Raw genomic sequence first — 26230 nt, 5'->3', positions numbered from 1 at the left:
TAACACGATGAACGAAGCCGAACAGAACACCGCCGACGACGCGGTCGAGCGAGTGCTGCGGGGCGCGGAGACGAAGGCCGGGGTCACCCGGTTCGGTTCCGGTGCGGCCGAGGCCATGATGGTGCACGGCTCCGACGCCGCCTCGGGAGCCGACACCGACGGCGAGCAGTACGACCGTGAAGAGCGTGCGGCGTTGCGTCGCGTCGCCGGCCTCTCCACCGAACTCGAAGACGTCACCGAGGTCGAGTACCGGCAGCTCCGGCTCGAGAACGTCGTGCTCATCGGCGTCTACTCGCAGGGCTCCCTCGACGACGCCGAGAACTCGCTCCGCGAGCTCTCAGCCCTCGCCGAGACTGCGGGCGCCCGGGTGCTCGACGGCGTGCTGCAGCGGCGACCGCACCCCGACCCCTCGACGTACCTCGGCCGCGGCAAGGTCGAAGAGCTGAGGCACATCGTCGCCTCGCTCGGCGCCGACACGGTCGTCGCTGACACCGAGCTCGCGCCGAGCCAGCGGCGTGCACTCGAGGACGCCGTCAAGGTGAAGGTCATCGACCGCACCGCCGTCATCCTCGACATCTTCAGCCAGCACGCGAAGAGCCGGGAGGGCAAGGCGCAGGTCGAGCTCGCACAACTCGAATACCTCCTCCCGAGGCTTCGCGGCTGGGGCGAATCGATGTCCCGCCAGGCCGGTGGCCAGGTGGGTTCGGGCGGCGCGGGCATGGGCTCGAGAGGTCCCGGTGAGACGAAGATCGAACTCGACCGCCGTCGCATCCACTCGCGCATGGCCAAGCTCCGGCGCCAGATCGCGGGCATGAAGCCAGCGCGCGAGGCGAAGCGGGCGAACCGCCGTCGCAACGCGGTGCCGTCGGTCGCGATCGCCGGCTACACCAACGCCGGCAAGTCGAGCCTGCTCAACCGCATCACGGGTGCCGGCGTGCTCGTCGAGAACGCGTTGTTCGCGACCCTCGATGCGACGGTGCGTCGCAACACGACGGCCGACGGCCGCGTCTACACGATCGCCGACACGGTCGGCTTCGTGCGCAACCTTCCGCACCAGCTCGTCGAGGCGTTCCGCTCGACGCTCGAAGAGGTCGGCGACGCAGATCTCATCGTGCACGTCGTCGATGCGGCCCACCCAGATCCCGCCGGGCAGATCGCGACCGTGCGCGACGTCATCGGCGAGGTCGGCGCCCGCGACATCCCCGAGCTCGTGGTCTTCAACAAGGCCGACCTCGTCTCGGCCGAGGATCGCCTCGTGCTCCGCGGGCTCGAGCCCGACGCCGTGTTCGCCTCGGCCCGTACGGGCGAGGGCATCGCCGACGTGCTGGCCGCCATCGGCGAGATGCTGCCCGACCCCGCGGTCGAGGTCGAACTGCTCGTGCCGTACGACCGCGGCGACATCGTGTCGGCCCTGCACGAGCAGGCGCGCGTCCTCGAGCTCGACTACGTCGAAGACGGCACGCGCGTTCGTGCGCTCGTCTCGCCAGAGCTCGCCGGCCAGTACGCGGAGTTCGTCGCACCCGTCGCCGCCGCGTAGCGCACCGGCCGAACCACCGGATGCCCCGGCAGGCGCCGAGGCATCCGGGTCGTTGCCGCACTCCGAGCGTGTCGACGTCATTCCCGGTCACATTGGCCGGCGGCGCCGTGCCATCGCGTAACGTCGCTCCTGATCGTCGACGACGGGCCGGATGCCCGTCGCCAGGAGCGACCGCCGAGCCCGGCACCCGCCCGCGTGACCCATCCGCCGTGAGGCGGTGGCCGCGGCCTGCCGTGCCACCACCGCCATGCGGCACCCATCGAGGAGTCCGACATGGCTGCGACCGGAGCCGCCGGCACCCGGGAGACGGGTGACTGTACCGACCGCCCGCCGATCTCGTTCGAGCTGTTCCCGCCGCGCTCCGACGCCGCGGCGATCGCGCTCGGGCGCACGATCGACCGGCTGGCCGAGGTCGACCCGGCCTTCATCTCGGTGACGTTCGGGGCGGGCGGGTCGCAGCGCGGCCGCTCCCTCACCGTGCTGCGGTACATCCTCGAGCACACCTCCGTCGAGCCGATGGCGCACCTGACCTGCGTCGGCTCGTCGCACGCCGAGGCGAACCGCCTCGTGCGCGAGTTCCTCGACGCGGGCATCACGAGCTTCCTCGCGCTGCGCGGCGACCCACCGGAGGGCGACGACCCCGACGCCGGTCTCGGCGACCTCGGCACCGCGGCGGAGCTCGTCCAGCTCATCCACCGGGTGCAGGAGGAGCGCGAGCCGTTCGGAGAGTCGGGCGTCCCCGGCGCGCCCGGCGCCCGCCGCATCGGAGCCCGACCCCGCCCCGAGCGGGTCGCGGTCGCGGCGTTCCCGACGGGCCACCCGCGTTCGCGCGGGCTCGCGCAGGACGTCGACACCCTGCTCGCGAAGGAGGTCGCCGGGGCGACCCTCGCGATCACGCAGCTGTTCTGGCACGCCGACGACTACCTCGGCTTCGTCGAACGGGCGCGCACGGCCGGGGTGACGATCCCCATCCTGCCGGGGCTCATGCCGGTCACGAATCCGGCCCGACTCGCGCGCTTGACCGAGCTCACCGGCGTCGAGCCGCCGGCGGACCTCGCGATCGACCTGGAGATCGAGCCCGACGGCGAGGCCCGCGCCAGGATCGGCGAGGAGTACGCGGCGAACCTCGCTGGCGAGGTGCTGCGGGGCGGCGCCCCGGGCCTGCACCTCTACACCTACAACCGGCACGAGACGGTGCTCTCGGTGCTCGACCGGCTCGGACTCGGCGTCCGCGCCGGGCGGAGGACCTGACCGGCGGCTCCCGCCGCATCGACGATCACTTCACCACCACCGGCCCGGGGCCCGATGCCCCGCGGTCGATGTCGACGACCCGCGACCGGCGCGGTGCTTCGGCCTACCCGGAAATCGAAAGGAACGAGTCATGACCGTACCCACCACCCGCTTCCCGTCCGGAACCGTGCTCGGCTATCCGCGCATCGGTCGGCGCCGGGAGCTCAAGCGCGCGGTCGAGGCGTTCTGGGCCGGCACGATCGACGAGGCCGAGCTCGAGGCGCGAACCCGCGCGCTGCGCTCGCAGACGCGTGAGCGGCTCGCCGAGCTCGGACTCGAACGCACGGGCTCGGCGATCCCCGAGACGTTCTCGTACTACGACCAGGTGCTCGACGCGGCCGTCGCGTTCGGCGCCGTTCCGGCGCGATTCGCCGACCTGCTCGACGAGCAGGGCGGGCTCGACCTCACCGCCTACTTCACGATCGCCCGCGGGGAGGGCGAGCGTGCTCCGCTCGAGATGACGAAGTGGTTCGACTCGAACTACCACTACCTCGTGCCCGAGATCGGCCCCGAGACGGAGTTCTCGCTGCACGCCGAGCGTCTCGTCGCCCAGTTCGCCGAGGCGAGGGCGGAGGGCTTCGTGACGCGGCCGGTCGTGGTCGGCCCGGTCACCTTCCTGTCGCTCGCGAAGGCCGCCGACGGCGCGCCCGACGGGTTCCGCCCGATCGACCGGCTCACCGACCTCCTGCCCGTCTATGCGGCGCTGCTCGCGGAACTCTCGGCGGCCGGCGCGGAGTGGGTGCAGCTCGACGAGCCGGCGCTCGTCTCCGAGGCGATCGACGTGCCGAGCGAGCTGGTGCTCGATGCCGCGGCGACGGCCTACGCGTTGCTCGGTGCGCTCGACCGGCGCCCGGCGATCTTCGTCGCGGCGCCCTACGGGTCGCTCGACGACGCGCTCCCGGTGCTCGCGGAGACGCCCGTCGAGGCGATCGGGCTCGACCTCGTACGGGGCGCGGTGCCGACGGCCCTCGATGCGAGGACCGAGGCCGCGCTGCGCACGAAGACGCTCGTCGCGGGCGTCATCGACGGGCACAACGTCTGGCGTGGCGACCCCGGCACCGCGCTCGAGCGGGCTGAGGGGCTGCGCGACCGGGCGGGCGCCGTCTCAGTCTCGACGTCCACCTCGCTGCTGCACGTGCCGCACGACGTCGACGACGAGTCCCGACTCGACCCGCGGCTCGCGAGCTGGCTCGCCTTCGCCGATCAGAAGGTCGGCCAGGTCGCAACGCTCGCCCTCGGCCTCACGAACGGGCGCGACACCGTCGCCGAGCGGCTCGCCGAGGCATCCGCGGCACTGGCCGACCGTGCCGCCGCACCCGGGGTGCGGGTGCCCGCGGTCCGCGACCGCCTCGCCGCCCTCACGGAGGCGGACTTCCACCGTGGCGACGAGGCCGAACGGCTCGCGGCGCAGGCGGCCCTCGGACTGCCCGAACTGCCGACCACGACGATCGGCTCGTTCCCGCAGACGAGCGACCTGCGCATCGCCCGCGCCCGTCTCGGCCGGGGCGAGCTCGACGCCGACGCGTACGCCGGCGTGATGCGCGCCGAGATCGAGCGGGTGGTGCGCCTGCAGGAGGAGCTCGGCCTCGACGTGCTCGTGCACGGCGAGCCGGAGCGCAACGACATGGTGCAGTACTTCGCCGAGCTGCTCGACGGCTTCGCCGTCACCGAGCACGGCTGGGTGCAGTCGTACGGGTCGCGCTGCACGCGGCCCTCGATCCTCTGGGGGGATGTCTCGCGTCCGGCGCCCATGACGGTCGAATGGTCGGCCTACGCGCAGTCGCTCAGCGACAAGCCGGTCAAGGGCATGCTGACGGGACCGGTGACGATCCTCGCGTGGTCGTTCGTGCGCGACGACCAGCCCCTCGGCGACACTGCCCGGCAGGTCGCGCTGGCCCTGCGCGACGAGATCGCCGACCTCGAGGGGGCGGGCATCCGCATCATCCAGGTCGACGAGCCCGCACTCCGGGAACTGCTGCCGCTCAAGCGCGCCGACCAGCCCGCGTACCTCGACTGGTCGGTCGGCTCGTTCACGCTGGCGACGGCCGGCGCTGCGCCCGGCACGCAGGTGCACACCCACCTGTGCTACTCGGAGTTCGGGGTGGTGATCGACGCGATCAAGGGACTCGACGCCGACGTCACCTCGATCGAGGCCGCGCGCAGCCGGATGGAGGTCGTCGACGACCTCTCGGCGAGCGGCTTCGACCACGGCATCGGGCCCGGGGTGTACGACATCCACTCGCCCCGCGTGCCGTCGACGGCCGAGCTGCAGGAACTGCTCGAGCGCGCGGCGGCGGCGATCCCCGCCGGGCGGCTCTGGGTGAATCCCGACTGCGGTCTCAAGACGCGCGGCTACGACGAGACGGTGGCGTCGCTCGCGAACCTCGTCGAGGCGACCCGTGCGGTGCGGGCCGGACTCGCACGCGGGCTCGCGGCGCCGGTCGCCGGATGAGGCGGCGGGCGGATGCCGCATGGAGCGGCATCCGCCCGATGCTCGGCGCCTTCGCATCGTTCGCCGGGGCGATGCACAGGCGGGCGGCGTACCGTCATCGCATGCGACTCGCGGTTCACGAGACGGGCGCGGGCGCCCGCACGGCCATCCTCATCCACGGCATCATGTCGGACTCGCGCGCATGGCACCGCGTCACGCACGAACTCGAGGCGCAGGGCTTCCGGGTGCTCGCGGTGGACCTCGCCGGACACGGGCGCAGCCCGCGGGCGCGTCGGTACTCGCCCGCCGCATGGGCCGACGACGTGGTCGAGACGGTCGAGCCCATGCTCGACGGGCCCCCCGACGTCGTGCTCGGGCACTCGCTCGGCGGCCTCGTCGCGAGCCTCGTCGCCGACCGGCTCGCGCCGCGGGCGGCGATCTACGTCGATCCCGCGTTCGCCTTTCCGACGGGTCTGCGCGGCCTGGCGTACAAGGCCTTCTTCGCGATCGCCCCGAGGCCGCGGCGCGGCGCGCTCGTGCGGATGAACCCGAAGTGGAGCGCGGTCGACGTCGACATCGAACTGGCGACCCTCCGCGACTGGGACAAGCGGACCGTGCTGGGCTTCGCCGACACCAGGCCGCTGGTGCCGCCGGCCCGACTCGTCGCCCCGACGCTCGTGCTGCTCGCCGAGAAGAGCCTGCTCATCACCGAGCGCGTCGCGGCCGACCTGCGCCGACGGGGCATGACCGTCGCGACGGTGCCGGGCACGGGTCACACGGTCTTCCGCGACGATCATGCTGGGTTCATGGACGCGGTGATCGGCTGGCTCCGTTCGGTGGCGCAGCCTGCGGGCGCGATCGCCGCAGGCGCGACGAGCGCATAGCGTCCTCCGGACGCACGTCACCCGACGTCCCCGGCCTCGCCGATCGCGCGCCGCCGGCGCGGCCGCGGGCTCAGACCGCGCGCCGCCGGCGCGGCCGCGGGCTCAGACCGCGCGCAGCACGGCGACGACCTTGCCGAGGACCTCGGCCTGGTCGCCGAGGATCGGCTCGAACGCGGTGTTGCGCGGCAGCAGCCAGGTGTGGCCGTCGCGCTGGCGGAACACCTTGACGGTCGCCTCGCCGTCGAGCATGGCGGCCACGATCTCGCCGTTCTCGGCGGTGCGCTGCGAGCGCACGACCACCCAGTCGCCGTCGCAGATGGCCGCGTCGATCATCGAGTCGCCGACGACCTTGAGGATGAAGAGCTCGCCCTTGCCGACGAGCTGGCGGGGGAGCGGGAACACCTCGTCGATCTGCTGCTCGGCCGTGATCGGCACGCCGGCCGCGATGCGGCCGACGAGGGGGACCATCGCCGCGTCGCCGACCGGCGCGGGATCGCCCGCCGACGCAGGGCGCTCGTCGAGGCCCGGCAGCTCGATGAGCACCTCGAGCGCGCGGGGGCGGTTCGGATCGCGCCGCAGGTAGCCTGCGAGTTCGAGCTGGTTGAGCTGGTGCGTGACGCTCGACAGCGATGCGAGGCCGACGGCGTCACCGATCTCGCGCATGCTCGGCGGGTAGCCGCGTGTCGCCACCGAACGCTGCACGACCTCGAGGATCGCGATCTGCTTCGCGCTCAGGCTCTTGCGGCGGCGTGCCCTGCCGGTCTCGCGCACGTCGTTGTCGCTCTTCACGGTTCCGCCCCTCGTTGCGACCGCCTTCGCGATCGGATGTCGGTGGTGTCTGATCGACTGTTCCCAGACATTCGAAACTGTATCCACATGCGGCGGGAGCGGCAAACATTCGTTCGAGTGTGTCGCGAGATCGCTCCCCGAGAAACCCGCACTCCGATGCTTGCAGTCGAAGATGTTCGAAGATATATTCGGAACAGAGATTCGCATCCGGCCCTCCCGGCCGAGGGCCGGATGCGATCCCACGCAGGAGGGTGACATGAGCGCAGCGATCGTGACGAACGAGTACCGTTCCGGTGTTCCGGTGCCCCGCGCAGGCCGTGTCGACGGCGGTGCGGAGGCTGCACCGCGCACCCGCCTCCGGCTGACCCGTCGCGGGCGCGCTGTCTTCACGACCCTCGCCGCACTGCCGATCGTCCTCTGGGCGCTCGCAGCCGTGCTGAACGCCGGCGGTGCGGCCGCCGACCTGGCCGGGGGCGATTCGCTGCAGTACGTCACGGTGGGTGCCGGGGGCTCGCTCTGGGAGATCGCCGAGGCGATCGACCCGTCGGCCGACCCGCGCGACACGATCGCCGAGATCGTCCGGCTCAACGGGCTCGACGGTGCGACGATCGAGCCGGGCCAGCGCCTCGCGGTCCCCGCTTCGGAGTAGGCGGTCATACGAGGTCGCACGCCGGGGGCGTCACGGGTCGCGTGGCTAGGCTGGTTCGGTGACGAGTCTCGACGACCTCCCCATCCGCGACGACCTCCGTGGTCGCGACCCGTACGGTGCGCCGCAGAAGGCGGTGCCCGTCGCCCTCAACGTCAACGAGAACACGCATGCCATCCCCGAGGACGTGGCGCACGACATCGTCGCCCGAGTCGCCGCCGCGATCCTCCGGTTGAACCGATACCCCGATCGCGAGTTCACCGAGCTGCGAGAGGCGCTCGCCGGCTACCTCGGCCACGGGCTCGCACCCGAGCAGATCTGGGCCGCCAACGGCTCGAACGAGGTGCTGCAGCAGGTGCTGCAGGCGTTCGGCGGGCCCGGCCGCTCGGTGCTCGGATTCGCGCCGACGTACTCCATGTACGCGCTGCTCGCCTCGGGCACGGGCACCCGCTGGATCGCCGCCGACCGCGACGACGACTTCGAGCTCAGTGCCGAGACGGCGGTCGCCGCCGTTCGCGAGCACGACCCCGACCTCGTCTTCCTCTGCGCACCGAACAATCCCACGGGCACGCCGCTGTCGCTCGACACGGTGCGTGCCGTCGCCGACGCGGCACGGGGCATCGTCGTCGTCGACGAGGCGTACTTCGAGTTCGCCGACCCCGGTGCCCCGAGTGCGCTCACGCTGCTCGAGGGGCGGCCGCGGCTCGTGGTCTCCCGCACGATGAGCAAGGCGTTCGCGTTCGCGGGCGCTCGCGTCGGCTACCTCGCCGCCGACCCCGCCACGATCGATGCCCTGCGGCTCGTGCGCCTGCCGTACCACCTCTCCGCGCTCACCCAGGCCGCCGCGCTCGGCGCGCTCGCCCATGCCGACGAGATGCTGGCGATGGTCGACGACATCCGCCGCCAGCGCGAGCGCATCACGACCGAGCTCGCGCGACTCGGCTTCGCCCCGCACCGCAGCGGATCGAACTTCGTGCTGTTCGGCGGGGTCGACGACCCGCACGCCGTGTTCGAGGGGCTGCTCGCGCGAGGCATCCTCATCAGGGAGCTCGGCATCCCCGGGCACCTGCGGGTGACTGCGGGCACCGAGGCCGAGACCACCGCCTTCCTCGAGGCGGTCGCCGTGTTCGCGCCGGCGGCCGTCGCGACGAGCAGCGCGGCCGGTGGCACCACCGAGAATAGGATCGAGTCATGACCGCCCAGCCCCGATCGCGCACCGCGCGCGTGCAGCGCGAGACGAGCGAATCGAGCATCGACCTGTCGATCGACCTCGACGGCTCGGGCTCGAGCGACATCGAGACCGGCGTGCCGTTCTACGACCACCTGCTCACCGCGTTCGCGAAGCACTCGCTCACCGACCTCACCGTGCGCGCGTCGGGAGACCTTCACATCGACGTGCATCACACCGTCGAAGACACCGGCATCGTGCTGGGGCAGGCGATCCGCGAGGCGCTCGGCGACAAGCGCGGCATCTCGCGCTACGGCGACGCGCTCGTGCCGCTCGACGAGGCGCTCGCGCAGGCGGTCGTCGACATCTCGGGGCGGCCGTTCCTCGTGCACACCGGTGAGCCGGAGGGCTTCGAGTTCCACCTCATCGGCGGTCACTTCACGGGCTCGATGGTGCGGCATGTCTTCGAGGCGATCGCCTTCAACGCCGGGCTCACCGTGCACGTCACGGTGCTCGGCGGGCGCGACCCGCACCACATCGCCGAGGCCGAGTTCAAGGCCTTCGCGCGCGCATTCCGGCAGGCGAAGGCGCTCGACCCGCTCGTCAGCGGCATCCCGTCGACCAAGGGTGCGCTGTGAGCCGCAACCGGCGCGTCGTGGTGCTCGACTACGGGTCGGGCAACGTGCACTCGGCCGCGAAGGCGCTCGAACGCGCTGGCGCGGAGGTCGAGGTCACGGCCTCACGTGCAGCGGCGATGGAGGCCGACGGCCTCGTCGTGCCCGGCGTGGGCGCGTTCAAGGCCGTCATGGACCAGCTCCGCGCGGTGCGCGGCGACGAGATCATCGACCGGCGCCTCGCCGGTGGCCGGCACGTGCTCGGCATCTGCGTCGGCATGCAGGTGCTCTTCGAGCACGGCGTCGAACGCGGCGTCGACACCGAGGGGCTCGGAGAGTGGCCCGGGGCCGTCACCGAGCTTCCGGCCGAGGTGCTGCCGCACATGGGCTGGAACACCGTCGTGCCCGACGCGGGCTCGGTGCTGTTCGACGGCATCGAAGACGAGCGCTTCTACTTCGTGCATTCGTTCGCGGCGCAGTCGTGGCACCTCGACGTGATGCCGCCGTTCCCGCAGCCGAAGCTGACCTGGGCCGAGCACGGCGGGCGCTTCCTCGCCGCGGTCGAGAACGGTCCGCTGTCGGCGACGCAGTTCCACCCAGAGAAGTCGTCGGACGCGGGCATCCGGCTGCTCTCGAACTGGCTCGGCGCACTCGCCTGAGTCATCCGACCGTCATGCGACACGTCGCGCGCGGCGCGGGCGACTATGATCCTGTGACTGTGCCGGCCGTCACTGCGCCGGGTGAAACACGGCCGACGGCGTATCGCGATCGAGGACAGTAGTGATGAGTGAGTTCAACAAGACCCCCGGCCTCGTGCTGCTGCCGGCCGTCGACGTCGCGGGCGGCAAGGCCGTCCGCCTGACGAAGGGCGAGGCCGGCACCGAGACGAGCTACGGCGACCCGGTCGACGCGGCCGTGGACTGGGCCGACCAGGGCGCCGAGTGGATCCACCTCGTCGACCTCGACGCGGCGTTCGGCCGCGGGTCGAACGGCGGCATCCTGAAGAAGGTCATCCGCCAGGTGCGCGGCGTGAACGTCGAGCTGTCGGGCGGGATCCGCGACGACGAGTCGCTCGAGCACGCTCTCGAGATCGGCGCCAAGCGCATCAACCTCGGCACCGCAGCCCTCGAGAACCCGGAGTGGGCCGCCTCGGTCATCGCCCAGTACGGCGAGGCCATCGCCGTCGGCCTCGACGTGCGCGGGACGACGCTCGCCGCCCGCGGCTGGACGAAGGACGGCGGCGACCTGTGGCAGGTCATGGACCGGCTCGAAGAGGCGGGTGCCGCGCGCTACGTCGTGACCGACGTCACGAAGGACGGCACGCTGCAGGGCCCGAACGTCGAGCTCCTGCGCCAGGTGATGGACCGCACGCATCGCCCCGTCGTCGCCTCCGGCGGCATCTCGAGCCTCGACGACCTCGCCACGCTGCGCGAGCTCGTGCCGCTCGGCCTCGAGGGCGCGATCGTCGGCAAGGCCCTGTACGCCGGCGCCTTCACGCTCGCCGAGGCCCTCGACGTCGCGAGCAACTGAGCCGGCGCGCATGACCGCTGATCTCGGCAACGCTGCGGACGACGAGGATGCCTCGGGCACGACGCCCGGCGGCACCGCGAGGCCGCTTCCCGCGCATCTCGCGGATTCTGCGGGGGTACCGTGGGCGGGCCGGGCGTTCGACGAGAACCCGCACGCGGGCGACGACGGCTCGACCCCGGCCGCCCTCGGTGCCGCGCTGCGTGCATTCCACGACGGAGACGGCTCACAGGCCGGTGTCGTCGCCGCGTTCGGCGCCTCGAGGCTGCTGATCCCGCTGCTCGCCGAGCTCGGCGACGGGGGAGCGGAGACCGGCGCGCACGGCCACGCCGTCGACAAGAGCCAGGAACTCTCGATCGTGACGGTCGACGGGCCCGACGGGCGTCGCGTGCTGCCGGTGTTCTCGTCGGTGGATACGATGCGCGCCTGGAACCCGGTCGCCCGTCCTGTGCCCGCCGACGGCGTCCGGGTGGCGCTCGCCGCGGCCGACGACGGCACCGAGCTCGTCGTGCTCGACCCGGCATCGCCGGGCGAGTTCGTGCTGCGCCGACCCGCCGTGTGGGCGGTCGCCCAGCAGAAGCCGTGGACGCCGCCCTTCGACGACGAGGCCGTGCGCCGGGCGTTCGAGCGCTCGATCGGCAGCGAGCTCGCCGTGCTCGGCGTCGACCTCGCCGCGGGCGACCCGCTCGCGCGGCTCGCCGGGCCCGAGCTCGTCGTGACGCTGCGGCTCGTCGACGGACTCACCCGTGAGGAGCTCGATGCCACGACCGCTCGGCTCGCGCGGCGTTGGGCGGAGGACGACGCGATCGCGACAGGGGTCGACTCGCTCGCCGTGCGACTCGTCGGCGGTCGTCGCGACGCCTGAGCGTGCGGAAGCAGGCAGTGCCGCCTCAGCCGTGCGCGAGATCCCGCCCGAACTGGGCATTGACCGCGTGAGCATCGCGGAGCATCATCTGGAACGCGCACGTGTGCGCGGGAGTCAGGTGGAACATGGCCGAGCGACCGTCGGCCGCCGGAGCGCGGCGACCCGAATACGACCGACCGCTGGAGATCGCGTCCGACCGGGCGAGACGCTGGCTCGACGGCGTCGCCGAACGTCCGATCCCGCCCGAGATCGATGCCGATGCGGCGAAGGAACTGCTGGGTCGGGCGCTGCCGAGCCGCGGTGAACCGGCAGCACAGGTGGTCGAGCGGTTGGCCGACGGCGTCGAACCGGGACTGCTCGGCATCGGCTCGCCGCGCTTCTTCGGCTGGGTGATGGGCGGGGTGCAACCGGTCGCCCTCGCCGCCGACTGGCTCGTCTCGGCGTGGGACCAGAACACCGGGCTGCGGTTCGCGACGCCCGGCGTCGCCGCGGTCGAGGAGCTCGCAGGGGAGTGGATCGTCGATCTGCTCGGCCTGCCCGCCGGGTCGGCGGTCGGCTTCACCACCGGGGCCACGATGGCGCATTTCGTCGGGCTCGCGACCGGTCGCGACGAACTCCTGCGGAGGGCCGGCTGGGATGCGGCGCAGGACGGCGTCTTCGGAGCGCCGCGCGTGCGCTTCGTCGTGGGCGCCGAACGGCACGGTACGGTCGACCTCGCCGGGCGCTACCTCGGCCTCGGGGCACCGGTCGTCGCCGCCGCGGACGACGAGGGGCGCATCGACGTCGGCGCGCTCGGAGCGGTGCTCGCCGCCGATCCCGATCCGGCGATCGTCGTCCTCCAGGCGGGCAACATCCATTCCGGATCGTTCGACGACTTCGCCCGGGCGATCGGGGTCGCGCACGAGGCCGGCGCCTGGGTGCACGTCGACGGCGCCTTCGGGCTGTGGGCGGGAGCCAGCCCGCGCCTGCGGCACCTCGTCGCGGGGTACGAGGCGGCCGACTCGTGGTCGACCGATGCGCACAAGACGCTCAGCGTGCCGTACGACTGCGGCATCGCGATCGTGCGCGACGAGCACGCGATGCAGCGGGCGCTGAGCATGCATGCGAGCTACCTGCAGGCGAGCGACGCCGTCGCCGACCCGCACGAGCGGGTGCCGGAGCTTTCGCGGCGTGCTCGCGGCGTTCCGACGTGGGCGGTGCTGCGCGCCCTCGGGCGCGAGGGCGTCTCCGAGCTCGTCGAACGGCTCGTCGACTCCGCGAAGCGGATCGCCGTCGGCGTCGCTCGCCTGCCAGGCGTGGAGGTGCTGAACGACGTCGTCTTCACCCAGGTGTGCCTCGCGCTCGCCGACGATGCGGCGACGGAGGCGCTCTCGTCCCGGCTCTGGGAGGAGGGTGAGGTGCTCGCGATGACGTCGCGGTGGCGCGATCGCGCGGTCGTGCGGTTCTCGGTGAGCAACTGGGCGACCGACGCCACCGAGGCCGATCGCACGGTCGCCGCCGTCGCCCGCGCCCTCGCCGCAGACCCGCGCTGAGAACGGTTGTCGGCGGCATCGGATTGAATGGAGCCATGACCGATGCGCTTGCGGCCTTCTCGGAGGCGACGCGCACGTGGTTCGCCGAGGCGTTCCGCGCGCCCACCGCGGTGCAGCAGGGCGCCTGGCGGGCGATCGGGAGCGGCGCCCACGCGCTCGTCGTCGCTCCCACCGGATCGGGCAAGACCCTGTCGGCGTTCCTCTCGGCGATCGACCGGCTCACGACCGAGCCCGCCGCCGAGCCCGGTACCCGGGTGCTCTACCTGTCGCCGCTCAAGGCGCTCGGCGTCGACGTCGAGCGCAACCTCCGCGCGCCGCTCACCGGCATCGCCCGCGTCGCCGAGCGCCTCGGCGCCACGCCGCCGAGCGTGAGCGTCGGGGTGCGCTCGGGCGACACGCCCGCGAACGAGCGTCGGGCGCTGCTGCGCACGCCGCCCGACATCCTCATCACGACGCCCGAGTCGCTCTTCCTCATGCTGACCTCGCAGGCGCGTGAGACGTTGCGCTCGATCGAGACCGTCATCGTCGACGAGATCCACGCGGTCGCCGGCACGAAGCGCGGTGCGCACCTCGCACTGTCGCTCGAGCGCCTCGACGCACTGCTCGAGCGTCCGGCCCAGCGCATCGGGCTCTCGGCGACCGTGCGGCCCGTCGAAGAGGTGGCCCGGTTCCTCTGCGCGAGCGCACCGGTCGAGGTCGTCGCGCCGCCGGCCGACAAGCGATTCGACCTGCGCGTGGTCGTGCCCGTCGAAGACATGGCGCAACTGCCCGCGAACGACGATGCGACGGGCTCGATCTGGCCGCACGTCGAACAGGCGATCCTCGATCGCGTGCTCGAGCACCGCTCCTCGATCGTCTTCGCGAACTCGAGGCGGTTGGCCGAGCGGCTCACCGCCCGCCTGAACGAACTGCACCTCGACGAGCTCGAACGCGCCGAGCTCGTCACCGCGGCGGCCGCGGCCGGGCCCCCGGCGGCACTCATGGCGCAGTCGGGCCAGACCGTCGGTGCGCCGGCCGTCATCGCCCGCGCCCATCATGGCTCGGTCAGCAAAGAGCAGCGCGCCGACATCGAAGACGACCTGAAGTCGGGGCGGCTGCGCTGCGTCGTGGCGACCTCGAGCCTCGAGCTCGGCATCGACATGGGCGCGGTCGACCTCGTCGTGCAGGTCGAGGCGCCGCCCTCCGTCGCGAGCGGGCTCCAGCGGCTGGGGCGCGCGGGGCACCAGGTCGGCGAGGTGTCGCGCGGCGCCATGTTCCCCAAGCACCGAGCCGACCTCGTGCACACGGCGGTCGCGGCCGAACGCATGCTCGGTGGGCTCATCGAGACCATGCGGGTGCCGGCGAACCCGCTCGACATCCTCGCCCAGCAGACGATCGCGGCCGCAGCCGTCGACGAACTCGACGTCGAGGGCTGGTTCGCGACCGTGCGCCGCGCGGCCCCGTTCGCGACGCTGCCGCGCTCGGCCTACGAGGCGACGCTCGACCTCCTCGCGGGCCGATATCCGTCGGACCGCTTCGGCGAGCTCCGGCCGCGCGTCGTCTGGGACCGCGAGGCCGGCGTCGTGACCGGGCGCCCCGGGGCGCAGCGGCTCGCCGTCACGAGCGGCGGCACCATCCCCGACCGGGGCATGTTCGGCGTCTTCCTCGTCGGCGGCGACGAGACCACCGGCCGCCGCGTCGGCGAGCTCGACGAGGAGATGGTCTACGAGTCGCGCGTCGGCGACGTCTTCGCGCTGGGCGCGACGAGCTGGCGCATCCAGGAGATCACATTCGACCGCGTCAACGTCGTGCCGGCCTTCGGCCAGCCGGGCCGCGTCCCCTTCTGGAAGGGCGACGGGCTCGGGCGGCCCGTCGAGCTCGGCCGCGCGCTCGGAGCGTTCATGCGCGAGGTGTCGACGGCGACCGAGCCCGAGGCTCGCTCGCGCATCGCGGCCTCCGGGCTCGACGAGAACGCCACCACGAACCTCATCGCCTTCCTCGCCGACCAGGCGCGCGCCACGGGGGCGGTGCCGAGCGATCGCACCCTCGTGGTCGAGCGCACCCGCGACGAGCTGGGCGATTGGCGCGTCATCCTGCACTCGCCGTTCGGCATGCCCGTGCACGCGCCGTGGGCGCTCGCCGTCGCGGCGCGGGTGCGCGAGCGGCACGGGGTCGACGGCGCCGCGGTCGCGGTCGACGACGGCATCATCGTGCGCATCCCCGACACGGGCGACGAGCCTCCCGGCGCCGACCTCTTCCGTTTCGAGGCGGCCGAGCTCGAGCAGCTCGTCACCGACGAGGTCGGCGGTTCGGCGCTGTTCGCGAGTCGATTCCGCGAGTGCGCGGCGCGCGCCCTGCTGCTGCCTCACTACCAGCCCGGGCGCCGGTCACCGCTCTGGCAGCAGCGGCAGAAGGCGGCGCAGCTGCTCGAGGTCGCGAGCGCGTTCCCGACCTTCCCGATCATCCTCGAGACGGTGCGCGAAGTGCTGCAAGACGTCTACGACGTGCCGGGCCTCGTCGAGATCGCCGCCGACCTCGCCGCGCGCCGGGTGCGCCTCGTCGAGACCACGACCGAGTCGCCGAGCCCGTTCGCGAGCACGCTGCTGTTCGGCTACGTCGGCGCGTTCATGTACGAGGGCGACTCGCCGCTCGCCGAGCGCCGCGCCGCGGCCCTCGCGATCGACCAGTCGCTGCTCGGCGAGCTGCTCGGCCGGGTCGAGCTGCGCGAGCTCCTCGACCCCGGCGTCATCGAGCAGACCGAGCGCGAGCTCCAACGCCTCGATCCCGAGCGCCGTGCTCGGGGCACGGAGGGCGTCGCCGACCTGTTGATGGCGCTCGGCCCGCTCACCGACGACGAGATCGCCGTGCGAGTCGATGAGTCGACCGACCCGGCGTCGGCCGTGGCCGAGCTCGTCGCGGCGCGGCGAGCCGTGCGCGTCGGGTTCGCCGGTCGCGAGCACCTCGCCGCCGTCGAAGACGTGGGCCGCCTCCGCGACGCCCTCGGCGTTCCGGTGCCACCGGGCGTGGCCGTCGCGTTCGGCGAGCACGTGGCCGACCCGATGGGCGACCTCATCAGCCGGTACGCCCGCACCCACGGACCGTTCGCCGTCGACGAGGTCGCCGACCGGTTCGGAATCGGGGTGGCGGTGGCACGGGCCGCGCTACGCCGACTGGCCGACGAACGGAGGGTCGTCGAGGGCGAGTTCCGCCCCCACGGCACGTCGACCGAGTGGTGCGACGCCGAGGTGCTGCGGCGGCTCCGCCGGCGCTCGCTCGCGGCCCTCCGGCACGAGATCGAGCCGGTGCCCCAGCGCGCCCTCGCGCGGTTCGTGCCGGCATGGCAGCAGGTCGGCGGCGGGTTGAGGGGCATCGACGGGGTCGCGAGCACGATCGAACAGCTCGAGGGGGTGCGCCTGCCCGCCTCGGCCTGGGAGTCGCTCGTCCTGCCGTCGCGTGTCGCCGACTACAGCCCCGCCATGCTCGACGAGCTCATGGCGAGCGGGGAGGTGCTGTGGGCCGGCGCCGGAGAACTCGCCGGCGACGACGGCTGGATCACCCTGCACTCGGCCGAGACGGCACCGCTCACGCTGGCCCCGCCGATCGACACCGACCTCACGCCGCTCCAGCGCGAGGTGCTGGTCGCACTCGGGTCGGGCGGCGCGTTCTTCTTCCGTCAGCTCGCCGACGCCGTCGGCGCCTTCGGCACCGTGCCGTCCGAGTTCGGCGAGGCCCCCGTCGACGACGGCGCCCTCGTCGAGGCGCTCTGGGGCCTCGTCTGGGCGGGTCTCGTCACGAACGACACCTTCTCGCCCGTGCGGGCGCTCACGAGCGGCGGGCGCAGCGCGCACAAGGCATCGCGACCGGTACCCAGGGCGCGGATGCTGCGGGGCCGGTCCCTCCCGCGGGCGACGATGCCGAGTCGCACCGGCCCGCCGTCGGTCGCCGGTCGATGGTCGATCCTGCCGGTGGCCGATTCCGACCCCACCCGCCGCGCCCACGCGCTCGGTGAGATGCTGCTCGACCGCTACGGCGTCGTCACGCGCGGCGCCGCCGTCGCAGAGGGCGTGGTCGGCGGCTTCGCGCTCGTCTACAAGACCCTCAGCGGCTTCGAGGAATCCGGTCGCGCCCGCCGTGGGTACTTCGTCGAGCGCCTCGGCGCCGCCCAGTTCGCAGCGCCGGGGGCCGTCGACCGACTGCGGAGCCATTCCGACCTCGACACGCGCGACGCCGACGCGCCCAGGGTGCTCGCACTCGCCGCGACCGACCCGGCGAACGCCTACGGCGCTGCGCTGCCGTGGCCCGACCCCCCGGGCGAGAGCTCGCATCGGGCTGCGCGAAAGGCCGGTGCGATCGTCGTGGTCGCCGACGGCGAGCTGGTCGCCTATGTCGAGCGCGGCGGCAAGACCGTGCTCGTCTACACCGAGGACGACGAGCTCCTCGCGCTCGCCGCGGGGTCGGTCGCGAGCCTCGTCACGGCGGGGCGGGTGCGGCGGATCGCGGTGGAGTCGGTGAACGGCGCGTTCGTGCTCGGCACCCCGTTCGGGGCGGCTCTGCGGGCGGCGGGGTTCGGGGAGACGCCGAGGGGACTGCGACTCGATGCCCGAAGGTGACTCCGTCTTCCAGGTCGCCGCGATGCTGCGTCCGGTGCTCGCGGGGCACGAGTTCGCCCGAACCGACTTCCGGGTGCCCCGCTACGCCACGGTCGACCTGGCGGGCGAGCGCGTCGAGGAGGTCGTGAGCCGCGGCAAGCACTTGCTCATCCGCACGCCCGGGCACACCATCCGCACCCACCTCAAGATGGAGGGCGAGTGGCGCGTGTTCGCGTCGGGGGAGCGGTGGACGAAGCCGGCCCACCGGGCGCGTGTCGTGCTCGCCACGACCGAGGCGGAGGTCGTCGGATTCGACCTCGGCGAGGTCGAGGTCGTCCCGCGTGCGGAAGACGCCGCGATGCTCGCCCACCTCGGCCCCGACCTGCTCGACCCCGGCTGGCGGCCTCAGCACACGGCTGAGGCCGTCCGTCGCCTCGGCGAGCACCCCGAGGTGCCGGTCGCGGTCGCCCTGCTCGACCAGCGCAACCTGGCCGGGCTCGGCAACGTGTACGTCAACGAGCTGTGCTTCCTGCGGGGTGTCCGCCCCCACCGCCCGGTCGGCGAGGTGACCGACCCCGCAGGAGTCGTCGATCTCGGCCGCCGCCTCATCGTCGCGAATCGCGACCGGCGTGCGCGGGTGACCACCGGCGTCGACCGGCGCGGGCAGCGGCTCTGGGTCTACGGCCGTGGCGGCGAGCCCTGCCGGCGCTGCCGCACGACGATCGAGCGGGGCGAACTCGGTCGAGCACGAGCGGATTCGGTCACCGACCCGCAGGAGCGCGTCGTCTTCTGGTGCCCGAGCTGCCAGCGCTGACCGCGCGCGAGCTTCGGGCGCCGTCAGCTGACCGGGCCGGTCCACTTCTCGCCGGGACCCTGCCCGATCGCGTCGGGGATGGGCGACGCCTCGCGGAAGGCGAGCTGCAGCGAGCGCAGTCCGTCGCGGAGCGACCGCGCGTGCATGTCGCTGATCTCGGGGGCGCCCGCCGTGATGAGCCCGGCGAGGGCGTTGATGAGCTTGCGCGCCTCGTCGAGGTCGAGCTGCGAGTCGGGGTCGTCGGCGAGGCCGACCTTGACGGCCGCCGCGCTCATGAGATGGACCGCCGTGGTCGTGATGATCTCGACGGCCGGCACCTCGGCGATGTCGCGCGTCGCTCCCTCGACCTCGCCGGCGACCGTCTCGTCGTACGCGACGCGTTCGGCCGCGTGATCGTCGGCGACGATCCGCTCGGACTCGGGGGTGGACTCGTCGAAACCCGCGTCGGCGGGCGAATTCCAGGTCACAGACATCCTCTGCTAGACTACTTCGGGCTCCGGGGCTTCTCCCCGGTACGAAAGTGGAGATCCTCCCACCCGCGCATACCGCTTCATCAAGGTTACCGGGTCGATTGCACTCCGCTTCCACGCCGCCGATCGCGAGATCGACGTGTGGAAGTAGACAGGGTGCCGTATGAGCCGCGGTGAGAATCCGCGCGAATACGTGAATCTCCTCCTTCGGCGCATGAAACAGCTTGAGTAGAGGAGTACACGCATCAGCGATCCGCGTACCAACGACCGTATCCGTGTTCCCGAGGTCCGCCTCGTGGGTCCTGGCGGAGAGCAGGTCGGCGTCGTGAAGATCGAGGTGGCCCTGCGGCTCGCGCAGGAGGCCGACCTCGACCTCGTCGAGGTCGCACCGAACTCGCGTCCGCCGGTCGTCAAGATCATGGACTACGGCAAGTACAAGTACGAGGCTGCGCAGAAGGCGAAAGAGGCCCGGCGCAACCAGGCGAACACCATCCTCAAAGAGGTCCGGTTCCGCCTCAAGATCGACAAGCACGACTACGAGACCAAGATGAAGCGCGCCGTCGGCTTCCTGAAGGCCGGCGACAAGGTCAAGGCGATGATCCTCTTCCGCGGCCGCGAGCAGTCGCGTCCCGAGATGGGTGTCCGCCTCCTCCAGCGCTTCGCGGAAGACGTGGCGGAGTTCGGCACGGTCGAGCACAACCCCACGATCGACGGCCGCAACATGGTCATGGTCATCGCGCCCCTGAAGAACAAGTCCGAGGCCAAGGCCGAGGCGAATGCACAGCGTGCTGCGGCGAAGGCCCGGCCGGCGGCGGAAGCCCCGGCCGAGTCCGACTCGCAGACGGCCGAGCCGACCGAGGCGTAGGCCGAACACCCCGTCCGTCACCCGCGTGACGGCAGAACCAAGGAGAAACACGAGATGCCGAAGCAGAAGACCCACTCCGGGTCCAAGAAGCGCTTCAAGATCACCGGCACCGGCAAGATCAAGAAGCAGCAGGCCGGTATGCGCCACAACCTCGAGGGCAAGTCCTCGGTGCGCACGCGCCGTCTGAACCAGGACAAGGTCGCCTCGGCGCCCGACACCAAGGTCATCAAGAAGCTTCTCGGCCGCTGAGCCGCGAGACCCGCTAAGGAAGAAACAGAGTCATGGCAAGAGTGAAGCGCGCTGTCAATGCGCACAAGAAGCGTCGGGTCATCCTCGAGCGCGCCGAGGGCTACCGCGGTCAGCGGTCGCGCCTCTACCGCAAGGCGAAGGAGCAGGTCACCCACTCCCTCGTCTACTCGTACAACGACCGTCGCAAGAAGAAGGGCGACTTCCGTCGCCTGTGGATCCAGCGGATCAACGCGGCCTCGCGTCAGAACGGCCTCACCTACAACCGCCTCATCCAGGGCCTCGGCCTGGCCGGCGTCGAGGTCGACCGTCGCATCCTCGCCGAGCTCGCGGTGAACGAGCCCGCCACGTTCGCGGCGCTCGTCGAGACCGCGAAGAAGGCGCTGCCTGCCGACACCTCGGCCCCGAAGACCGCCGCGTAAGCGCGACCTTCCGTCTCGAACGGCCCGGCACCCCAGGTGCCGGGCCGTTCGTCGTCCGAGGGATGCCGCAGCCGGGGCATCCCCTTGAATAGACTGGGACCATGCTCGAGAACCCCCGCTCGCCACGCGTCCGCGCTGTCGCGAAGCTCGCCAAGAAGGCGGCGAGAGCCGAGAGCGGGTTGTTCCTGCTCGAGGGACCGCAGGCCGTCGCCGAGGCGCTCGAGTTCCGTCCCGAGCTCCTCGTCGAGCTCTTCGCCACGCCGACCGCGCTCGATCGGTACCCCGAGATCGCCGAGGCGGCCGTCCGCGCCGGGCTCACCGCCCAGTACGTCACCGAAGAGGTGCTCGCGTCGATGGCCGACACGGTCACCCCGCAGGGATTCGCCGCCGTGTGCCGGCAGTTCCCGACCGCGGTGAAAGACGTGTTCGCGGCGTCCCCGAAGCTCATCGCGATCCTCGAAGAGGTGCGCGACCCCGGCAACGCCGGCACGATCGTGCGCGCGGCCGACGCCGCCGGCGCCGACGCGGTCATCATGACGGGCCGTGCCGTCGACCTCTACAACCCGAAGGTCGTGCGCTCGTCGACCGGATCGATCTTCCACCTCCCGGTCGCGATCGGCGCCGACCTCGACGACGTGCTCGAACGCGCGCGCGCGGCCGGGCTCACAGTCCTCGCCGCCGACGTCAAGGGCGAAGACCTGCTCGCAGCACGCAACGACGGCGTCCTCGCGAAGCCGACCGCCTGGCTCTTCGGCAACGAGGCGCGGGGTCTGCCCGACGAGCAGCTCGCGCTCGCCGACCGGATCGTCACCGTGCCGATCTACGGGCACGCGGAGTCGATGAACCTCGCCACGGCGGCCTCGGTGTGCCTCTACGAGAGCGCTTTCGCGCAGCGCAGCTGATCATCGAGCCGGCCCCGTCTGGTCACGAATCGGTAAACGCGCCGCGAATGCTCTAGTGGCGAGGGCCGAAGTCTCCCTAGTTTTGGGGGTATGCAACCGAGTGATCAGTCCCCGCCGACGTCGAACATCTCGGCGCGGCGCGGTGAGCCGCTCGTGGTCGTCGACCACGTCGAGAAGCACTACGGCCAGTTCCACGCCCTGAAGGACGTGTCGCTCACGGTGCACAGGGGCGAAGTCGTCGTCGTGATCGGCCCGTCGGGGTCGGGCAAGTCGACGCTCTGCCGCACGATCAACCGCCTCGAGACGTTCACGACCGGGTCGATCCGCATCGACGGCGACGAACTGCCGCAGGAGGGCAAGGAGCTCGCGGCGCTGCGCGCCGACGTCGGCATGGTGTTCCAGTCGTTCAACCTCTTCGCACACCTGACCGTGCTCGACAACGTCACCCTCGGGCCGATCAAGGTGAAGCACCAGTCGAAGGCCGATGCCGAGCGGGCGGCGAAGGTGCTGCTCGATCGCGTCGGTGTCGGCGAGCAGGCCGACAAGCTGCCGGCGCAGCTCTCGGGCGGGCAGCAGCAGCGCGTGGCGATCGCCCGCGCCCTGGCGATGAATCCGAAGCTCATGCTCTTCGACGAGCCGACGAGCGCCCTCGACCCCGAGATGATCAACGAGGTGCTCGACGTCATGGTCGGCCTCGCGCAAGACGGCATGACCATGGTCGTCGTCACGCACGAGATGGGGTTCGCGCGCAAGGCGGCCGACCGCGTCGTGTTCATGGCCGACGGGCAGATCGTCGAGGAGTCGACGCCCGAGGAGTTCTTCACGAATGCGCAGAGCGCCCGTGCGAAGGACTTCCTCTCCAAGCTCATCACCCACTAGACGTCCGCGCTCGGCGCGGCGACCGTACCGGATTCGACACCAGGAGGACAAAGATGCGCAGGACAACACGAATCGCCGGTGCGCTGGCGGGCATCGCCGTCGCGGCGCTCGCACTCAGTGCGTGCAACAGTGGCAGCCCGGGCGACTCCGGCACCGACGGTGCGACGGACGATGCCGGCGGCGACACCGCACTGTGGGAGGTGGCCACCGATGTGCAGCTCGAGGGCAGCCCCACGTTCGATGCCATGACCGAACGCGGCAAGGTCGTCATCGGCGTGAAGAACGACCAGCCGGGCCTCGGCTACGAAGACGCCGCGTCCGGTGAGCGCAGCGGATTCGACATCGGCATCGCCCAGTGGATCGCGGCCTCGCTCGGCTTCGACGAAGACCAGATCGAGTACCAGACCATCCCGTCGGCGAACCGCGAGCAGGCGCTCGTGAACGGCGACATCGACTACTACGTCGGCACGTACTCGATCACCGACAAGCGCAAGGAGCAGATCGACTTCGCCGGCCCGTACTTCATCACCGGCCAGGGCCTGCTCGTCGCCGCCGACAACGAGGACATCAACGGCCCCGACGACCTCGAGGGCAAGATCGTCTGCTCGGTGACGGGTTCGACGCCGCTGCAGCGCATCCGCGACGAGTACAACCCCGGCGACACGGTCGAGTACGACACGTACTCGCAGTGCGTCGAGCAGCTGAAGGCCGGCGCGGTCGACGCGATCACGACCGACGAGGCGATCCTCGCCGGCTACGTCGCGCAGGACCCCGACGCGCTGAAGATCGCGGGCGAGCCGTTCAGCGAGGAGCGCTACGGCGTCGGCCTCCAGAAGGGCGACGCGGCACTGCAGGAGCACATCAACGCGCTGTTCACCGACGGCAACGACGTCTGGCAGGCGCTGTTCGACGAGAACCTCGCGCCGGCCGGCATCTCGGGCGAGCAGCCCGAGGTCGACCCGACGAGTTGATCACCCGGGGCGGGGGCGCCGAGCGCCCCCGCCCCGTTCCCGGCACCGCAACCGAAGCGTCCGATCCGCACTGAAGGGAGCACGATGGGCATCATCACCGACAATCTCGACCTCTGGGGCGAGATGATCGTCGGCACGCTCCTGCTGTTCTTCGCGGGGGGAACCCTCGCGCTCATCCTGGGCACCATCGTCGGTGCGATGCGCGTGTCGCCGATCCCGATCGCACGCGGAGTCGGTGCCTTCTACGTGAACACCGTGCGCAACACCCCGCTGACGCTCGTCTTCTTCGCCTTCGCCTTCGCCCTGCCGCCGCTGCTGGGGCTGCGGCTCACCGGTGCGGTTTCGATCACCCTCGCGATCTGTGCGCTCGGCATCTACACCGCCACCTACGTGGCCGAGACGATCCGCTCCGGCATCAACACCGTTCCGGTCGGCCAGGCCGAGGCGGCACGTGCGATCGGGCTGACGTTCGGACAGGTCATGCGGTTCGTCGTGCTGCCGCAGGCGTTCCGCTCCGTGATCCCGCCGATGATGAGCGTCTTCATCGCGCTGCTCAAGAACACGACCGTCGCCGCCGGGTTCTCGATCGCCAACCTCGGGTCGGTCCGCGCCTACCTCAGCGAGCGCGGCGAGAATCAGTTCGTCGCGATCCTCTGGGTGATGGCGATCTTCGTCGCCCTCGTGCTGCTGCTGTCATGGGCGCAGCAGACATTCGAGCGCCGTTGGAAGGTGGCCCGATGACCAGCGTCCTCTACGATGTGCCCGGCCCCCGGGCGATCGCCCGCAACCGCATCCTCGGCGTCATCACCGTCGTCGTGGTGCTGGCGATCCTCGGCTTCATCCTGTGGCGGCTCTGGGCGACGGGGCAGTTCACGGCCGAGAAGTGGAGCGCATTCACCTACACGAACGTATGGGTCCAGATCGGCATCGCGACCCTGAATACGCTCGCCGCGTTCGGCGCGGCCGCGGTGGGCGCACTCATCGTCGGATTCGTCCTCGCGATCGGCCGGCTCTCCGACCACGCGTGGCTCCGACGCCCGGTGGGTGCGGTCGTCGAGGTGCTCCGCGCCGTTCCCGTGCTCGTCTTCATGTTCCTGCTCTACTACGGGCTGCCGGTCATCGGCGTGAAGATGGACCCGTACTGGGCGGTGGTCATCGCCCTCATCGCGTACAACGGCTCCGTGCTCGCCGAGGTCATCCGCGCCGGTGTGGAGTCGCTGCCGAAGGGCCAGTCAGAGGCCGGGTACGCGATCGGCCTGCGCAAGGCCGGCGTGATGCGACTCATCCTGCTGCCACAGGCCATCCGCGCGATGATGCCCGTGATCATCGCCCAGCTCGTCGTCACGCTGAAGGACACCGCACTCGGCTACATCATCACGTACGAGGAACTGCTCTTCTACGCGCGCTACATCGGCTCGCAGTCGACCTACGGCTCGCCGATCGTCCCGGCGACGATCATCGTCGGCACGATCTACATCCTGCTCTGCCTGATCCTCTCCTACATCGCCTACCGGGTCGAGCGCCGGCTCCGACGCACGCACCGCACCGTGATCACCGTCGACCTGCTCGACGAGAACATCACCACGACCCGGGCGGTCGCCGTGCAGGCCGGCCTGGACTCGATCGGCGGCAGCGAAGGGACAGGTGGCGGCCTCCGGGGCTGAAATGCGACGAGCCTCGACGCGGCGTCGGCCACGAGGTGGCGCGCCACGCACGGTACCGTCGCGCCGGTAGACTCGGTTCTCGTGCCAGAGCCCCTCGAAATCACCGAGTCCGCGGTCCAGTCCGCCGTCGACGCGGCCCTCGCGGCCATCGCGTCCGCCGGCGACTCCGCCGCGCTGAAGACCGTTCGCACCGAGCACACCGGCGACAAGTCGCCGCTCGCGCTGCTGAACGCCGAGCTCCGCAATGTGCCCAACGAGCAGAAGGCCGCACTCGGCAAGCTCGTGGGCGGCGCGCGCGGCCGGGTAGGCCAGGCGTTCGCCGCCCGCGAGGCCGAGATCGTCGAGGCCGAGGCGGCCGCGCGGCTCGTCGCCGAGGCCGTCGACGTCACGGCCCTGCCCTCGCGGTTCAACGCGGGCGCGAGGCATCCCCTCGCCCTGCTGCAGGACCGGGTGTGCGACGTCTTCACCGGCATGGGCTGGGAGATCGCGGAGGGCCCCGAGGTCGAGAGCGAGTGGTTCAACTTCGACGCGTTGAACTTCGACGCCGACCACCCCGCGCGCGCGATGCAGGACACGTTCTTCGTCGACCCGCCCGAAGCCCACCTCGTCATGCGCACCCACACGAGCCCCGTGCAGATCCGCTCGATGCTCGAGCGCGACCTGCCGCTCTACGTGCTCGCGCCGGGCCGCGTGTATCGCACCGACGAGTTCGATGCGACCCATCTGCCCGTGTTCATGCAGTTCGAGGGCGTGGCGGTCGACAAGGGCCTGACGATGGCGCACCTCAAGGGCACGCTCGATCACTTCGTGAAGTCGATCTTCGGCGAGGAGGCGAAGATCCGCCTCAGGCCGAGCTTCTTCCCGTTCACCGAGCCGAGCGCCGAGCTCGACTTCTGGCACCCGACGTTCAAGGGCGGCGCGCGCTGGATCGAGTGGGGCGGCTGCGGCATGATGCACCCCAACGTGCTGAGGGCGGCGGGCATCGACCCCGAGGTCTACACGGGCTTCGCGTTCGGCATGGGCATCGAGCGCGGACTGATGCTCCGCAACGACGTGCAGGACATGCGCGAAATGGTCGAGGGAGACGTCCGCTTCTCCCAGCAGTTCGGAATGGTGGTCTAAACGATGACCGGCGCAGCCCTCTCA

At 71.5% G+C, this 26230-nt stretch carries 24 protein-coding genes; 22 read left to right on the top strand and 2 right to left on the bottom strand.

What is annotated here, in order from left to right; all coding sequences use genetic code 11:
• Positions 1-7 precede the first annotated feature (7 nt).
• The 4 genes from hflX (at position 8) to ACFWGP_RS12365 (ending at position 6142) form a co-directional block, all read left to right on the top strand.
• Positions 8-1537, top strand: a complete 1530-nt coding sequence (hflX, locus tag ACFWGP_RS12380; RefSeq protein WP_231431302.1) for a GTPase HflX — start codon at positions 8-10, stop codon at positions 1535-1537.
• A 273-nt stretch (positions 1538-1810) separates the two neighbouring features.
• Positions 1811-2788 carry a methylenetetrahydrofolate reductase gene (locus ACFWGP_RS12375; protein WP_231431301.1) on the top strand — a complete coding sequence of 326 codons (978 nt, stop codon included), beginning with the start codon at positions 1811-1813 and terminating at the stop codon, positions 2786-2788.
• Between the two features lie 130 nt (positions 2789-2918).
• Entirely contained in the window at positions 2919-5279 is a 2361-nt protein-coding gene (gene metE / locus ACFWGP_RS12370) for a 5-methyltetrahydropteroyltriglutamate--homocysteine S-methyltransferase (protein ID WP_376931062.1), read from the top strand.
• Between the two features lie 101 nt (positions 5280-5380).
• A complete protein-coding gene (locus tag ACFWGP_RS12365; protein WP_231431299.1) occupies positions 5381-6142 on the top strand; it encodes an alpha/beta fold hydrolase in 762 nt (253 codons plus the stop codon).
• 102 nt (positions 6143-6244) lie between these two features.
• On the opposite strand, the gene lexA is transcribed toward ACFWGP_RS12365, so the two are convergent.
• Positions 6245-6931, bottom strand: coding sequence for a transcriptional repressor LexA (gene lexA / locus ACFWGP_RS12360; RefSeq protein WP_374201129.1), 687 nt, complete (start codon positions 6929-6931; stop codon positions 6245-6247).
• Between the two features lie 256 nt (positions 6932-7187).
• On the opposite strand from lexA, the gene ACFWGP_RS12355 reads away from it, so the two are divergent.
• The 9 genes from ACFWGP_RS12355 (at position 7188) to ACFWGP_RS12315 (ending at position 18665) form a co-directional block, all read left to right on the top strand.
• A complete protein-coding gene (locus tag ACFWGP_RS12355) occupies positions 7188-7580 on the top strand; it encodes a LysM peptidoglycan-binding domain-containing protein (RefSeq protein WP_231431298.1) in 393 nt (130 codons plus the stop codon).
• A 58-nt stretch (positions 7581-7638) separates the two neighbouring features.
• Positions 7639-8772 (top strand): histidinol-phosphate transaminase, encoded by a 1134-nt coding sequence (locus ACFWGP_RS12350; RefSeq protein ID WP_376931061.1) that lies wholly within the window; start codon positions 7639-7641, stop codon positions 8770-8772.
• Positions 8769-9383, top strand: a complete 615-nt coding sequence (hisB, locus tag ACFWGP_RS12345) for an imidazoleglycerol-phosphate dehydratase HisB (protein ID WP_231431296.1) — start codon at positions 8769-8771, stop codon at positions 9381-9383. The genes ACFWGP_RS12350 and hisB overlap by 4 nt, the downstream gene beginning before the upstream one ends.
• Positions 9380-10018, top strand: a complete 639-nt coding sequence (hisH, locus tag ACFWGP_RS12340) for an imidazole glycerol phosphate synthase subunit HisH (RefSeq protein WP_231431295.1) — start codon at positions 9380-9382, stop codon at positions 10016-10018. The genes hisB and hisH overlap by 4 nt, the downstream gene beginning before the upstream one ends.
• A gap of 124 nt (positions 10019-10142) precedes the next feature.
• Complete coding sequence (gene priA, locus ACFWGP_RS12335; protein ID WP_231431294.1) at positions 10143-10889, top strand: bifunctional 1-(5-phosphoribosyl)-5-((5-phosphoribosylamino)methylideneamino)imidazole-4-carboxamide isomerase/phosphoribosylanthranilate isomerase PriA; 747 nt, start codon at positions 10143-10145, stop codon at positions 10887-10889.
• Positions 10890-10899: 10 nt separating this feature from the next.
• Positions 10900-11751, top strand: a complete 852-nt coding sequence (locus tag ACFWGP_RS12330) for an SseB family protein (protein WP_231431293.1) — start codon at positions 10900-10902, stop codon at positions 11749-11751.
• Between the two features lie 125 nt (positions 11752-11876).
• Positions 11877-13283, top strand: coding sequence for a pyridoxal-dependent decarboxylase (locus ACFWGP_RS12325; RefSeq protein ID WP_231431292.1), 1407 nt, complete (start codon positions 11877-11879; stop codon positions 13281-13283).
• Between the two features lie 35 nt (positions 13284-13318).
• Positions 13319-17872 (top strand): ATP-dependent helicase, encoded by a 4554-nt coding sequence (locus tag ACFWGP_RS12320; protein WP_376931060.1) that lies wholly within the window; start codon positions 13319-13321, stop codon positions 17870-17872.
• Positions 17859-18665, top strand: coding sequence for a DNA-formamidopyrimidine glycosylase family protein (locus tag ACFWGP_RS12315; RefSeq protein ID WP_376931059.1), 807 nt, complete (start codon positions 17859-17861; stop codon positions 18663-18665). Before ACFWGP_RS12320 ends, ACFWGP_RS12315 begins: the two co-directional genes overlap by 14 nt.
• A gap of 23 nt (positions 18666-18688) precedes the next feature.
• On the opposite strand, the gene ACFWGP_RS12310 is transcribed toward ACFWGP_RS12315, so the two are convergent.
• On the bottom strand, positions 18689-19072 hold the full coding sequence (locus ACFWGP_RS12310) for a DUF1844 domain-containing protein (RefSeq protein ID WP_374201166.1): 384 nt from the start codon (positions 19070-19072) through the stop codon (positions 18689-18691).
• 307 nt (positions 19073-19379) lie between these two features.
• On the opposite strand from ACFWGP_RS12310, the gene infC reads away from it, so the two are divergent.
• From infC to pheS, 9 genes are all read left to right on the top strand, one after another.
• Positions 19380-20000 carry a translation initiation factor IF-3 gene (infC, locus tag ACFWGP_RS12305; protein WP_231432349.1) on the top strand — a complete coding sequence of 207 codons (621 nt, stop codon included), beginning with the start codon at positions 19380-19382 and terminating at the stop codon, positions 19998-20000.
• Between the two features lie 54 nt (positions 20001-20054).
• Positions 20055-20249: a 50S ribosomal protein L35 gene (rpmI, locus tag ACFWGP_RS12300; protein ID WP_231431288.1), complete on the top strand. Its 195-nt coding sequence runs from the start codon at positions 20055-20057 to the stop codon at positions 20247-20249.
• 32 nt (positions 20250-20281) lie between these two features.
• Entirely contained in the window at positions 20282-20668 is a 387-nt protein-coding gene (gene rplT, locus ACFWGP_RS12295; protein ID WP_231431287.1) for a 50S ribosomal protein L20, read from the top strand.
• Positions 20669-20769: 101 nt separating this feature from the next.
• A complete protein-coding gene (locus ACFWGP_RS12290) occupies positions 20770-21570 on the top strand; it encodes an RNA methyltransferase (RefSeq protein ID WP_231431286.1) in 801 nt (266 codons plus the stop codon).
• A gap of 90 nt (positions 21571-21660) precedes the next feature.
• Complete coding sequence (locus tag ACFWGP_RS12285; protein ID WP_376931058.1) at positions 21661-22449, top strand: amino acid ABC transporter ATP-binding protein; 789 nt, start codon at positions 21661-21663, stop codon at positions 22447-22449.
• Positions 22450-22502: 53 nt separating this feature from the next.
• Positions 22503-23420: a glutamate ABC transporter substrate-binding protein gene (locus ACFWGP_RS12280; RefSeq protein WP_231431284.1), complete on the top strand. Its 918-nt coding sequence runs from the start codon at positions 22503-22505 to the stop codon at positions 23418-23420.
• 84 nt (positions 23421-23504) lie between these two features.
• Positions 23505-24161 carry an amino acid ABC transporter permease gene (locus tag ACFWGP_RS12275; RefSeq protein WP_231431283.1) on the top strand — a complete coding sequence of 219 codons (657 nt, stop codon included), beginning with the start codon at positions 23505-23507 and terminating at the stop codon, positions 24159-24161.
• On the top strand, positions 24158-25084 hold the full coding sequence (locus ACFWGP_RS12270) for an amino acid ABC transporter permease (RefSeq protein WP_231431282.1): 927 nt from the start codon (positions 24158-24160) through the stop codon (positions 25082-25084). The genes ACFWGP_RS12275 and ACFWGP_RS12270 overlap by 4 nt, the downstream gene beginning before the upstream one ends.
• A gap of 81 nt (positions 25085-25165) precedes the next feature.
• Positions 25166-26206 (top strand): phenylalanine--tRNA ligase subunit alpha, encoded by a 1041-nt coding sequence (gene pheS / locus ACFWGP_RS12265; protein WP_231431281.1) that lies wholly within the window; start codon positions 25166-25168, stop codon positions 26204-26206.
• The last annotated feature ends 24 nt before the right edge of the window (positions 26207-26230 follow it).

The sequence above is a fragment of the Agromyces sp. NPDC127015 genome (assembly GCF_042725165.1).
Classification (GTDB): Bacteria; Actinomycetota; Actinomycetes; order Actinomycetales; family Microbacteriaceae; genus Agromyces; species Agromyces chromiiresistens.
The sequence above is the reverse complement of the archived record's forward strand: the minus strand, read 5'-3'. Positions and strand labels throughout refer to the sequence as shown.